Below are 13194 nucleotides of genomic sequence, written 5' to 3' on the forward strand. Positions count from 1 at the left end.
ATCGCTCGCATATTCCAATCATCTAGGCTATAAATAAATGAGTTATTTTATGGAGAATCTACATGAGTTTGGCGAGACCGGTGTGGTTAGGGGTCATTTTTCAGTGGCTAATATTGGGCGCGGGCTATTTGTGGTTTCAAGAACAAACCTCCGTGTGGATAGTGCTCATTATCGCCACACCTATAGCCGCAGCGTTTTTGGTACAATACCTTATACAACGTACGGTGCGATCTAAAAGCTTGCTGAACGACCTTATAAATGCCTTATCGTCTCCTGAAGGCATCGATCTGACTTTCCGTTTCGACGAAACAGACAAGAACCTACCTCCAGCGTGTTTTGCTATTAATGCCAGCCTGTTGACCCTAGAGCATATTATCGGCGAAGTACACAATTCCTCTTGCCGCCTTACTCCTATGGCTGACGACTTACGTGACACCTACGCTTCAATGACACAAAAAGCCACTATCCAACATTCTCATGGTCAGGACTTAGCAAATTGTATTGGTCGTATGCTCTCAGCATCCCGCGAGTTAGACAATAACTTGCAGCAAATACACGAATCCGTGCTATCTGCGACATCAGCTGTCCAACAAACGCGATCGGACACAACCAAAAGTCAGGCCAGCTTAGTTGAACTTGCAAAGAACATTGAAAAAACCAGTGAACAAATCATTACATTGAAAAAAGACAGCGACGACATAACATCGGTTATCGACGTGATAAATGCTATCGCTGAGCAAACAAACTTGCTGGCACTCAACGCCGCGATTGAAGCAGCTCGCGCTGGGGAACAAGGTCGTGGTTTCGCGGTAGTCGCGGATGAAGTCCGAAACTTAGCGGCACGCACTAGTAAGTCCACGCAAGAAGTGCGTGTAATGGTTAATAAAATTCAAGCGGGTACGGATGCAGCGAACCAATCAATGCAGGCGGCTTTGGAAGATACCAATCGCACCGTACAGTTGTCTGAAGCGTCGACCAAAGAAGTCGATCACATTGAAGCGGCCATGGTCGACATCAGTAATATGTCGAAAATCATCCATGGTCAGGTTAATGAGCAACAACAAGTTTCTGACGAAGCTCAAATAAGCATTGATGCGATGGTTGAACTGAATACCGATGCGCTTTCTACATCCCGAATTCAAGTCGTGTCGAATTTAGATTTATTAGCGCTTGCACAGAGTATTCAAGAAAAGCTTTCACTCTTCAAGGTGACCTTTCCCGCTCCTGACAAAAATCCAAGACAATTGAAACAGCGTGAAAATCACCACAACGCAGGAGAGAGTAAGGCAGCCCCTCAATCCATTCCTTCATCAGGAGACATTGAGCTGTTTTAATGACTGGCTGAGTTCGTCACATAAGATGAGATAATAGTCTTGAAAATGTACGTGGTCATTTGTGGCAATAGCACGCTCAAATTGTGCCGTCGTTGAAGCAATTTCGGCAAAGCCAAACGTCATTGCGGCCCCCTGCAGTTTGTGGCACAGCGTACGGATACCTTCCCAATCATCCGCTTCATACAGTGTGATTAAGTGAGTTCGGTCCTCTTCCAAGCCATTGATGAAACTGATCTTCAAATCACTTAAATCAACTTCAAATGATTTTTCCGCTTGCTTATCACTGTTATCAAGCACCTGCGCCAAAACGTTGTACATCATATGGCTATCAAATGGTTTCGCCAAATGGCCTGTGAAGCCTTCTGCTAAATAACGATCCACTTCGTGTGATAATACATTGGCCGTTAAGGCGAAAATAGGGCCAATGTAGCCGCTTTTGCGCAGCAGGTGCATTGCACTGAGCCCATCAAGTTCAGGCATCTGAATATCTAAGAGTATTACATCTGGAAAGTCGCGCAGTGCCAACTCAACCGCTTCATTACCGTTTTCAGCAGCAATCACCGTTAAACCAAATCGCGTTAAGAAGCGTACCGCAAGCGCTCTGTTTTCAGGGTGATCTTCAGCGACTAAAACCGTTCCGACTAACTTATTTTGTCGTATTGAGGTATTCGCAAAAGAGGAAGGCAAAGACACAATATCACTGTCTAAGGAAGAACTACGACAAAGTGGCATGCTAAGTACAAATTGACTACCTACACCATAGGTACTTGAAGCGCGAATATCCCCGCCCATCATTTCGGCGAGCTGTCGCGAAAGGCTTAGCCCCAAGCCACTGCCCCCAAAACGACGTGTAATACTCTCATCACCTTGCTTAAAACTATCAAAAATTACCTCTAGCTGCTCAGGCTTCATGCCAATTCCTGAATCATCAACTGCAAAGTAAAGTCGTGAATCGGACATCGAAATGGATAATTTCACCCAACCTTTCTCTGTAAATTTCAAGGCATTCCCAAGCAAATTAACTAAGACTTGCTTAAGGCGTACATAGTCCTCGCGGATCCAAAAAGGCTGTGACAGCGAATGTTCGAAATCCAACTCCAGTCCCTTCGTTTGAGCGGTCACGTCAAACAGCGCGCGTAAGTCTTCTAACAACACCACCAAATCAAAGTCTGATTTTTGGATGTGTAGCTGATCAGCTTCAATCCGACTCAAATCCAAGATGTCATTAATCAATTCGTGTAAATGAGCTCCTTGGTTTTGAATAACGGCTACACTCCCCCTATCTCAGGGTGATTGGCTGCAATGTCTTGTAATATTTGAGCATGCCCGAGAATGGCGGTAAGCGGTGTACGAATTTCATGGCTCATATTGGCAAGGAACTGACTTTTTACACTGTCGGATCGACGCAAATCTCGAGCAACGCTTTGCAATACTTCCGTTTGGGTTTCCACTTCTTTTTCTAATTTTAGCTTTGCGGTACGTTCAAGATTTCGAATATACCATGCCACAAAAGCGGTTAGTAACAGCACCATTGATAAACCAGCTATAGCAAATGTTTGACGACTCTTAGTCATTTCAAGTAACTGCAACGTTTGCTGTTGTTTTAGTTCAATGACTTCTTGTGATAACTGTTGGGCTGCAAAGTTACCTTCAAAATCTTCAAGCTGCTGCAATAGGGCTTTATTTTGCAAATGACGATGGCTCGCGAGAAAATCTTCTAGCTCTACAATCGCTTTTTTGAAATCACCGGTTGCAGCGGCGTAGAGACTCGCGAGTGCTTGCCCATCCGCTTTTTTTAGTGGGTCTTCCAATTTCGACGACAGCATGTCTATTTGATTAATGGTATCGTGGACCTTATCCAAATCTCCTTTTTGTAACTGCCACTTTGCAAATGGCACCAAAACAGAAAGAAGCGCAGCATCATTGTTGGCTTTCTCTGCATAATATTGTCCTTGAAGCACCTCATTTCCTGCCTGCTCAAAATCATGCTCTCGGATACTTTGGTTAGCAAGATTTCCATAGTGAATTGCAAGATTTCGCTCATCTTCTATTTGCGTGTAATAGTCGATAGCCTGCTGAAAATAGTTTCTTGCACTATGTAGCTCACCGATTTCAGACATCACGACGCCTAAATTGGCTTTGGCAAGTGCTTGCCCAACCGGATAGTCGAGTTGCTCGTACATCGAAGCGGCTTGTTCCAACATTTTTGCCGCCGTATCAAAACGAGATTGGCGAGTATAGGCACTCGATAAGTTAAGCAACATATCCGCTTTATCTTGGTCGGTACCGAATTGTTGGTAGAGTTTTTGTGCAGCAAGATAGTGTTTCAACGACAAAGATGTCTGATTCACATCGCTGTAAACCAGCCCCAAATTGCTCTCGATACTTGCGATTTCTAACGGTTTGTTTCGCAGCTTTGCCGTTTCCAGCGCCTGTTTATATTGTGCTGTTGCAGTTTTATAATCGCCTAGGTAATACGCGCTAACGCCCAGCATTTTCTGGGCAAAAAAGCGATATTCATCGTTTGGGGAGGTAGTGAGTTTGAGCAAACGGACTAGATATGGATTGCTTTGCGTAAATTCGCCTGCTTTTAGCGATGTAATGGCGATGTGTTTGAGAATGGCTTTGGTTGTTTCAACATTTGGCGCTTGCTCAAGCAGAATCGACTCCCCATCATGTTGGGTTTGAGGCCATTCAGACTGCGCAAAAAAAGCGTCCAGCTTCGTCGATAGCAAAGTACTTTCGGCTGCACTGAGACCAAAATTGAGCAGGAGCAACATCAGAGTCACTTTGATTTTTAGCGCAATTGTTCTTTTTTTTATTGTGCCGTTCATTCTGAGTCCATTCCGCATTGCGTATGAGTACGAGTGTGCTAAGGTCAACATACATCAACTCCTGAATCGGAACAATGTATAACCCCCTATGCGAGCCAATTTTTGACCTACTTTTAGAGCAAAAAACCTTCAAAATTCATTCATTGTACGACGCTCTGCAGAATCGTGGCGTAGTCACAACCCAAGATGATAATCCACAGCGCGATCTATTCAAGAAAAACTTCTTAATAATGAATGCCCTATTTCAACTTCGGGCTCAATTGCAACAAGAAGGGTGGTCGCTGCTGATAAGCACCTTGAACATTGAATTACTGCCATCGTCTGAGTTAACACTCTGTTCTGCAGATCCACTCGAGGCATACTACGCTGACTGGACTAACTTCGACACGTCGGAGGCAGAAATCAATGCCTTATTTGACCAATTTTGGCAAAATATGGCGTTTCAACAGCAAATGCTCTGCACCGACATCTCCCTAGATACCATACATTCCCGTTGGGCACTCCCCACTCCCTTGACGCATCGAGCACTACAAAAAAGATGGCGAGCGCTCGCATTGGAGTTTCATCCAGATAGAACAACGGGCGATGTGAGTATATTTCAACGTCTTGAACATGAATATCAACTACTAAAAACCTTTGTCGCAAATTTAGACAACTAAACGGTTTTTAATTTATTTCATTGCGTGCATTTGCCACAATGTCTGCTTGTGAACAGTCTAACAATACTTGGGAATTATGAAGCAGCTACTCTCTCTCTTTACCGTTACATGTGCCTTACTGTGCACCAACGTAAGTGCGCAAGAATTTACGAACGAGCAACTAAATCAAGTCAATACCCTTAGAACAAATGCAATGCAAAGCGATTTAAGCTGGCAGATTTTAAGCTCCTTAACCACGGAAATAGGTCCTCGTCTACCCGGCACCGAAAATGACAAACTCGCCGTCGCATGGGCACAGAAGCAATTCAAAAATCTGGGCTTTGACAAGGTTTGGGTTGAGCCTGCAACGTTCCCAAATTGGCGTCGCTATCACGAATCAGCAAGTATTACATTTCCAAGCCATCAACCGCTTCATATCACCGCTTTAGGCAACAGTGTAAGTACTCCAAAAGCGGGACTAAAAGGCGAGGTCGTTCTATTTGAAACATTTGAAGAGCTAGTGGCAGCGCCAGAGAATAGCCTCAACGGTAAAATTGCGTTTATTAATTACCGTATGAATCGTGACATTGATGGCAACGGCTACGGTCCTGCAGTAAAGGCTCGCAATAAAGGCGCGGTGGAAGCCGCTAAGAAAGGAGCGGTCGGATACATCATGCGCTCTGTAAGTACAGGTCACCATCGCTTTGCTCATACTGGTGGCAGTCATTACGACGAAGGAGTCACCAAAATCCCAACTGCTGCGGTTGCCAATCCCGATGCCGATCAACTTGAGCGTTTGATTTCAATGGGTCATACCGTCAACATTGACATGAACATACACACCGAAGATTTAGGTGAAGGCACAAGCTACAACGTTATTGGTGAAATTACGGGTAGCGAAACACCAGAGCAATATGTCTTAATCGGTGGCCATTTAGATTCATGGGATTTAGGCACTGGTGCTTTAGATGACGGGGCCGGTGTTGCATTAACTATGGCTGCGGCCAAACTCATTAAAGATGTAAAACGTCCAAAGCGCAGCGTGCGCGTTGTGCTGTTTGCCGCTGAAGAATTAGGGCTATGGGGCGCAAAAGCCTACTTTAAAGCAAATGCAAAATCGCTCAACAACATTGTCGCCGCTGCAGAATCGGACTTTGGCGCAGGTCAAGTTTACGCTTTTGAATCAAATGTACACGCTCAATCCCTACCGATTGTCCGAGCTATTGCTAAAGAGCTCGCGCCGCTTAACATCACCTATATTGGGAAGAATGAGGCGCATGGTGGGCCAGACTTAATTCCTTTCAAACAGGCCGGTTCTGCTCCCGTATTTAGACTTGATCAAAATGGTACGGACTACTTTGATTACCACCACACCGCGGATGATACTTTAGATAAAGTTGACCCAGAGAAGCTACGCCAAAACACAGCGGCCTACGCAATTTTTGCTTTTATGGCAGCAGATGCCAAAAACACCATTAAAGCAAAATAGTCACCTCCTTGACTAGAAAAGAGGTAAGTCTACGACTTACCTCTTTTTTAACTTTGTTCTTCACCCAGCATAGTACGTCTGGTTTGCAACAAACGATTCATTGCTTCCACATTTAGCGGTTTGCTGTGCCAATAACCTTGTGTCAGATCACACTCAAGTGATTGTAAATATTCAAACTGGGCCTGTGTCTCAACCCCTTCCGCAATGACTTTTAGGTTCAAATTCGCGGCCATTGAAATAATTGCACTCACTAAGGCGCAATCTTCAGGATCGTCCGGAATATCACGAACAAACTCGCGATCAATTTTCAATTTGGTCAGCGGGAAACGTTTCAAGTAACTCAAAGAAGAATAACCGGTGCCAAAATCATCTATTGCTAATTCCACGCCCATTTCCCTCAGCGCCATTAACTGATGTAACGTATGATGCGTATTGTCAGCTAAGACCGTTTCTGTGATTTCCAGAGTCAAACAATGTGCGGGTAGGTCCGTATCACGTAGCACTTTCGCCACTAAGGAAGCAATGTCTTGTCGCTTAAACTGCGTACTGGAGACGTTGACTGTAATAAAAAAGTCCGCGTTTTCTTTTTCACGCCAACTTTTTGCTTGCGCACAGGCTTGGTACAACACCCATTCGCCAATCGCGACAATAAGCCCCAACTCTTCGCTCACAGGAACAAACGTGGCGGGTGATACATGACCTAACTGAGGTGAATACCACCGCAACAAGGCTTCTGCCCCTTTTAATTTCCCTTGGCCATCAACAATCGGCTGATAATTAATTGAAAGTTCTTTATTAATAAGCGCTTTATATAATGCACCTTCCAACCGGCTACGCGCTTTTGCATGTTCATGCATCGCGGATGTGTAGAACTGAAAGCAATTTCGGCCATGTTCTTTGGCTTTATACATCGCACTATCTGCGTTACGCAGTAACACTTTTCGATCTGTGCCATCATCAGGAAACAACGTGATTCCCATGCTTCCCGACACAAACGCTTCGTGGCTTTCCAAACTATATGGGCTGCTCAACGCTTTAAGTACCTTACTTGCGATCTTTTCGATATCAGCAATCGAATTCACGTCCGGTAACAACAAAGCAAACTCATCCCCACCCAACCGAGCAACCGTATCTGAGCTCCGGGTACAGGCTTTAATGCGATTCGCTGCTTCAATCAGTAACAGATCTCCAATATGGTGACCGAGCGTGTCGTTAACCGCTTTGAAACGGTCTAAATCAATAAAGCAAATCGCCAGACGCATTCCTTCTCGCTGTGCGCGCAGGATTTCTTGGTCGAATTTATTGTGATAGTGGTGGCGATTAGCGAGCCCCGTCAGATTGTCATAGTTTGCCTGCTGCCACATCAGTTGTTCATTTTTCTTGCGAGAGGTGATGTCGTTAAAAAGCGCCACGTACATTTCAATATCGCCACTATCCGAGAAGACAGCAGACACCGTTAACCAACTTGGGTAAATATCACCATTCTTGCGACGATTCCAAATTTCGCCTTCCCAATGCCCTTGCTTATTTAATGTGTCGTAGAGTTGAGTGAAATAGGCTGTGTCATGCCGACCTGAACTGAAAATATCAGGTGTTTGACCCATGACTTCATGTTGTTCGAAACCCGTTATTTCCGTAAAGGCTCGATTGACAAGTTGGATGCGATTTTGTTTATCAGACACCAACACCCCTTCATTGGTCGTCGCAAACACTGTACTGGCTAAACGCAGTTCTCGCTCGGCTTCTAGGCGTGCTTGAATATTGCGAATGATGTACAAAAATCCTTGTTGTTTACCATGCCTATCATTTACCGCTTCACAGCGAATTTCAGCAGGGAACGACTTATCAACCAACTTCACCATCAGTTCTGCAACCTGATTATCACCAAGTGACATACCTTCAGGACAATCGACAAAATCACACAACACCTTACCCACCCAATTTTCTGGGAATGCCTGATGGACTCGTTGATTACCTGACAAAATAACGTGATGTTCATCCGTAAAAACTAAGTAATCGTCAAACGCGTTAAAGATAGCCCGAAGTGTCGAACTGTCGTGTTCCGCTTTTCGTTTTGCCTCTCTGAGTCGAAACGCCATAAATATGACGATGACTAATGCGCCAATCATCATGACCAGAACAACGTACATTAACACCCATTTTACAGCGTCGGCTTCTTCGATGGCTTGAGTTTGCATCGCAACTTGCTGTTCCAAGTTTTCCTGATAATGCCAAAGTTCCTGCTGCAAATTTCGCTGGGCACTTATGTCTTGGATAACGGACAACAACAACGTTTGCCCATGCACTGCAAAAGGACTTGAAAACACTTGTACTGTGCGGATCTCACCACTTTTTAATTGATGTTGAAAAATAAAATAGTTTCGCCCTTCTGACACCGCCGCTTTTCGCTCCGCCGCCACTTGTTCAGGTGTAAGTTGATTGATTTGTTGAATTTTAAGTGAAGTCAGAGTGGGTAAATCGTAACCATAAAACATCGCAGCAGCGTCGTTTGCTTCTACGATTCGCCCTGTCGAAGGCTCAATAATGAGCATGACTGCACTGTGATTTGAAAACGCTTGTTCAGGAATTGGCATCGCCCAGGACGATACACAAACCAAGAGCATCAGGATACTCGCGATGATTTTATTCAAGCCTCAACCCTACCACTGGCTAAAAACAGACTCTTCAGAAAAATGGTTAACACCATAAAGGCTACAATCCTATCAACTCACACTAACTGCATATTGCGCAATATCAAACAATACCGATTGTCTTGCCAAACTGAGCAACGGTCAGAACCGAACATGAATAGAGCATAAATGTGATTGGTATCAAGGCACAATGGTTTTATTCAGACGTGTTACAAAGTGTAGCAAGCTATTAGATTCTCGCCATCAACTCAATGGATAGGACTACCGTCTTTGTCAGGAGTTGCTACAATAGCACGCAAGAAAAGAGATGTGCTGCTTATGAAATATAAAGACTTACGTGATTTTATTGCTTTACTCGAAGACAAAGGTGAGCTTGTTCGAGTTACTCAGCCTGTATCGACCTATTTGGAAATGACCGAAATTGCTGACCGTACGCTACGCGCTGGCGGCCCTGCGATTTTGTTTGAAAACCCCATAGGTCACTCAGTCCCTGTTCTCGCGAATCTATTTGGCACCCCTAAACGTGTTGCGATGGGTATGGGGCAAGAGGATGTCAACGAACTACGCGAAGTTGGAAAGCTCTTAGCCTTTTTAAAAGAACCAGAACCGCCAAAAGGCATCAAAGAAGCACTCGGTCAGTTACCTGTTTTTAAACAGGTGCTCAACATGCCAACCAAAGAACTCAAAAAGGCACCATGTCAGGACGTTGTGATAGAAGGCGATGACGTCGATCTGTCCACGTTGCCGATTCAACATTGTTGGCCTGGCGATGCGGCGCCACTGATCACGTGGGGTTTAACCATTACACGGGGGCCAAACAAGAAACGACAAAATCTTGGAATATACCGCCAGCAACTCATCGGTAAAAACAAAATCATTATGCGTTGGTTATCTCATCGTGGCGGTGCACTTGATTTTCTTGAGTGGTGCGAAAAACACCCTGGTGAGCCGTATCCGGTTTCAGTAGCCTTGGGCGCGGATCCTGCCACAATTTTAGGTGCGGTCACACCGGTTCCTGATACCCTAAGCGAATACGCGTTTGCGGGCCTTTTACGCGGCAGCAAAACAGAAGTCGTTAAATCCATTTCAAATGACCTGCAAGTCCCTGCAAGTGCCGAATTCGTGCTTGAAGGGTACATCATGCCAGGCGAAATGGCGCCTGAGGGGCCGTATGGCGACCACACTGGCTACTACAACGAGGTAGATGACTTTCCAGTGATGACAGTGACGCACATCACGCATCGTAAAGACCCGATTTATCATAGCACTTACACCGGTCGTCCACCTGATGAGCCCGCTATTTTGGGCGTGGCATTGAACGAAGTGTTCGTACCAATATTGCAAAAACAGTTCCCTGAGATCGTTGATTTTTATCTCCCACCGGAAGGTTGTTCATACCGTATGGCTGTGGTCACGATGAAAAAGCAGTATCCAGGGCATGCGAAGCGCGTAATGATGGGTGTTTGGTCTTTCCTGCGCCAATTCATGTACACGAAATTTGTGATTGTGTGTGATGACGACGTCAATGCTAGAGATTGGAATGACGTCATCTGGGCAATCACAACACGAATGGACCCTGCGCGTGATACTACATTGATTGAAAACACACCGATAGACTACCTTGATTTTGCCTCGCCAGTGTCGGGACTTGGCTCAAAAATGGGCATGGATGCAACCAACAAATGGCCAGGCGAAACGGATCGAGAATGGGGCACGCCTATCGTGATGGATGAGCAAGTCAAACAGCGCGTTGATGAGATTTGGGATAGTCTCGGTATTTTGCCCAAATAGCGCAAATTATGATACAGTGCGCGGCATTCGCGTCCAATGTGCAACTTTATAGGTAAAGCATGCAAACACTACAAGCAGCGGTCACTCGCATTGCACCGCTCACAGAATTTGTATATCAGGTTGAGCTTACACCTGAACAACCCGTTTCATTTTTAGCCGGACAATATTTGCAAGTGGTCTTAGCTGAGAAAGACAAACGCGCGTTTTCAATTGCCAGCAAACCGTCGCAAACCAACCTAATTGAGTTGCATATTGGCGCTGGTGCTGTTGATTCCTATGCGATGCAAGCCTTAGCATTTTTGAAAACGGCTCATGAAGCAAATCAGACTGTTACTATTGAAGTCGGTTTAGGCAATGCACATTTACGCGAAACACCAAGCATGCCAACAATTTTGCTTGCCGGTGGCACTGGATTTTCTTACGTTAAATCGATTGCAGACCATTTAGCCGAAATTAACTACGATCAACCCGTCTTTGTCTATTGGGGTGTGAAAGTCGAGTCGGCGCTTTATGCAAAAGAGGAAATGGAAGCATGGGCGAAGCGTCGTCCCAATTTCCAATTCATTCCTGTGGTAGAAACACCGGAAGGTGAATGGCAAGGCCATATCGGCTATGTACATCACGCGGTTATGGCGGACATCGTCTCTCTTGAACCGTATCAAGTGTATATGGCGGGCCGCTTCGACATGATAGGTATTGTCCGCGATGACTTTCTAACGAAAGGGGCTATCCGTGAAAATTTATTTGCTGATGCGTTCGCCTTCATCAAGTAATTGATTTCTTATCAATCGATTGCTAATCACGGTGATCGATTGATAAAACCCATCACATCAATCCAAATAATCCATTTTATTAATAATTTTGTTCTTCCCATACTGTAAACATCGAAAACGATATCCTTCCAATAAAGGAGTCTACTATGCGTACAGTTAAACAAATCATGACCACACAATTTCCGCACGTCTTTGCTTCGATGGAGCTTACTCAAGCACTGGATGCGATGAACAACTATGGAGTGTTTGGCACCCCAGTGATTGACCAAGCGGGTTACTTAATTGGTTTTATCTCGGAACAACAAATGCTCAAACCATTGCTAGACAATAGCTATTTTTGCAACGGACAGCTCGCGGTGGGAGATTTAATGTCAACTGAACCGTTGTCAGTATCGCCAGAAATGAATGTTGTCGACTTAGCTCAGTTAATGGATGGAAATAAACCCAAAATTTACCCCGTTGTCGAGAACGGTAAAGTGATTGGTTTGGTGACTCGCGGACGCGTGATCCATGCTTTAAAGCAAGATTATTTGAGCTGCTCATGTCACTAAGCAGCTCTAGAGCATAAATTTATCGACGGGCTGCCGCCAAGGTAAGCAACGCTTGTTTCTCATCCGCGCTCAGGAATGCAATCTCCAGTGCGTTTCGCTGCGCTTTATCGCAATCACTGGCAGACAGTCCAGCTAAAGCGGCAACATTTTCAAACTCGTGTCGAAGCTCTATGCCTTCAACCGCAGGGTCATCCGTGTTAATACAAGCAAGAATATCGTGATCAAGGAAACGTTTTAGCGGGTGGCTGTCTAACGTTTTAACGGTACTCGTTTGAATGTTACTCGTGAGGCACGACTCAATGCCAATTCGTTTATCGCGTAAAAAGTCCATTAGTTTTGGATCGTGAATCGCATTTACACCGTGGCCAATTCGCGTGGCGCCAAGTTGCTCGATCGCCTGCCAAATACTCTCTGCGCCTTTTGCTTCACCGGCATGAACCGTTACACCAAGGTACGCGTCACGCACTCGCTTGAAATGTGGTTCAAACCATTCTCCCGGAAAGCCAATTTCGTCACCAGCCAAATCCACCGCAACCATGTCTTCTTTGTGTGCAAGGATAGCGTCCAATTCTGCAATGCACTTCTCGACGCCAAAGGTACGCGACATGATGCCAATAAGATTTACTTTTACCCCTAAAGCGTGAGACGCCGATTTAATGCCATCCACCACGGCTTCAACAACACCTTGCGGATGTAGATTGTGATTCATTGCCATATAGTAAGGACTAAAGCGCAGTTCGGTGTAATCTATCCCTTGTGCTTTCGCGTCTTCGACATTTTCAACCGCAATGCGCCGACAAGCATCATAATCACCAAGGACTTTGACGCCCCAATCCAGTTTCGCAAGAAAAGACATCAAATCGGGGGCGTTGTCCATTACTTGAACATGAGGACGCAGTCCATCAACATCCGCCGCCGGTAACGCCAAGTTAAACTGACGCCCTAGTTCCAAAATGGTCGTTGCGCGCACATTGCCATCCAAGTGGCGGTGAAGGTCGAGTAACGGAAGGTTTGGATTTATCATAAGGCACTCAGTTTTTTGGTAAAATTTCGCGGATCATACGCACCTCGCGAAAGATTTCAAGGACATCTGTCCATTGTTGACTGTGATAGCCAGAAGTGCAAGCGGATAA

Annotated in this window: 10 protein-coding genes; 6 read left to right on the forward strand and 4 right to left on the reverse strand. The window is 45.2% G+C overall.

All coding sequences use genetic code 11. The annotated features are described in order from the left end of the window. Positions 1-62: 62 nt before the first annotated feature. A complete protein-coding gene (locus NI389_RS09470; protein WP_308359524.1) occupies positions 63-1334 on the forward strand; it encodes a methyl-accepting chemotaxis protein in 1272 nt (423 codons plus the stop codon). Here the strand turns inward: NI389_RS09470 and NI389_RS09475 are convergent. Continuing rightward, on the reverse strand, positions 1311-2567 hold the full coding sequence (locus NI389_RS09475; RefSeq protein WP_308359526.1) for an ATP-binding protein: 1257 nt from the start codon (positions 2565-2567) through the stop codon (positions 1311-1313). The two genes, NI389_RS09470 and NI389_RS09475, sit on opposite strands and share 24 nt — an antisense overlap. 35 nt (positions 2568-2602) lie before the next feature. Next, the gene (locus tag NI389_RS09480; RefSeq protein WP_308359527.1) at positions 2603-4168 is read right to left on the reverse strand and encodes a tetratricopeptide repeat protein; all 1566 of its coding nucleotides are present in this window, start codon (positions 4166-4168) and stop codon (positions 2603-2605) included. A gap of 74 nt (positions 4169-4242) precedes the next feature. Here NI389_RS09480 and NI389_RS09485 point away from each other — a divergent pair, with 74 nt between their 5' ends. After that, positions 4243-4827 (forward strand): DNA-J related domain-containing protein, encoded by a 585-nt coding sequence (locus NI389_RS09485; RefSeq protein ID WP_308359529.1) that lies wholly within the window; start codon positions 4243-4245, stop codon positions 4825-4827. A 76-nt stretch (positions 4828-4903) separates the two neighbouring features. Continuing rightward, positions 4904-6295: a M20/M25/M40 family metallo-hydrolase gene (locus NI389_RS09490; protein WP_308359531.1), complete on the forward strand. Its 1392-nt coding sequence runs from the start codon at positions 4904-4906 to the stop codon at positions 6293-6295. Positions 6296-6342: 47 nt separating this feature from the next. On the opposite strand, the gene NI389_RS09495 is transcribed toward NI389_RS09490, so the two are convergent. Continuing rightward, the gene (locus tag NI389_RS09495) at positions 6343-8946 is read right to left on the reverse strand and encodes a sensor domain-containing protein (RefSeq protein ID WP_308359533.1); all 2604 of its coding nucleotides are present in this window, start codon (positions 8944-8946) and stop codon (positions 6343-6345) included. Positions 8947-9264: 318 nt separating this feature from the next. Between NI389_RS09495 and ubiD the strand changes: the two genes are divergently transcribed. The 3 genes from ubiD (at position 9265) to NI389_RS09510 (ending at position 12061) form a co-directional block, all read left to right on the forward strand. After that, entirely contained in the window at positions 9265-10737 is a 1473-nt protein-coding gene (gene ubiD / locus NI389_RS09500; protein WP_308359535.1) for a 4-hydroxy-3-polyprenylbenzoate decarboxylase, read from the forward strand. 59 nt (positions 10738-10796) lie between these two features. After that, positions 10797-11510, forward strand: a complete 714-nt coding sequence (fre, locus tag NI389_RS09505; protein WP_308359536.1) for an NAD(P)H-flavin reductase — start codon at positions 10797-10799, stop codon at positions 11508-11510. Between the two features lie 146 nt (positions 11511-11656). After that, positions 11657-12061, forward strand: a complete 405-nt coding sequence (locus tag NI389_RS09510; RefSeq protein WP_308359538.1) for a CBS domain-containing protein — start codon at positions 11657-11659, stop codon at positions 12059-12061. Positions 12062-12080: 19 nt separating this feature from the next. Here NI389_RS09510 and add read toward each other — a convergent pair whose 3' ends face one another. Continuing rightward, positions 12081-13085: an adenosine deaminase gene (gene add, locus NI389_RS09515; protein WP_308359539.1), complete on the reverse strand. Its 1005-nt coding sequence runs from the start codon at positions 13083-13085 to the stop codon at positions 12081-12083. Positions 13086-13194 lie beyond the last annotated feature (109 nt).

Source organism: Pseudoalteromonas xiamenensis (assembly GCF_030994125.1).
Lineage (GTDB): Bacteria > Pseudomonadota > Gammaproteobacteria > Enterobacterales > Alteromonadaceae > Pseudoalteromonas > Pseudoalteromonas xiamenensis_B.

Bases quoted from the DNA above. Each gene is read 5' to 3' on its own strand.
- NI389_RS09470 (WP_308359524.1), top strand. From the start codon at position 63: ATGAGTTTGGCGAGACCGGTGTGGTTAGGGGTCATTTTTCAGTGGCTA.
- ubiD (WP_308359535.1), top strand. From the start codon at position 9,265: ATGAAATATAAAGACTTACGTGATTTTATTGCTTTACTCGAAGACAAA.
- NI389_RS09490 (WP_308359531.1), top strand. From the start codon at position 4,904: ATGAAGCAGCTACTCTCTCTCTTTACCGTTACATGTGCCTTACTGTGC.
- NI389_RS09510 (WP_308359538.1), top strand. From the start codon at position 11,657: ATGCGTACAGTTAAACAAATCATGACCACACAATTTCCGCACGTCTTT.
- NI389_RS09480 (WP_308359527.1), bottom strand. From the start codon at position 4,168: ATGAACGGCACAATAAAAAAAAGAACAATTGCGCTAAAAATCAAAGTG.
- add (WP_308359539.1), bottom strand. From the start codon at position 13,085: ATGATAAATCCAAACCTTCCGTTACTCGACCTTCACCGCCACTTGGAT.
- fre (WP_308359536.1), top strand. From the start codon at position 10,797: ATGCAAACACTACAAGCAGCGGTCACTCGCATTGCACCGCTCACAGAA.
- NI389_RS09485 (WP_308359529.1), top strand. From the start codon at position 4,243: ATGTATAACCCCCTATGCGAGCCAATTTTTGACCTACTTTTAGAGCAA.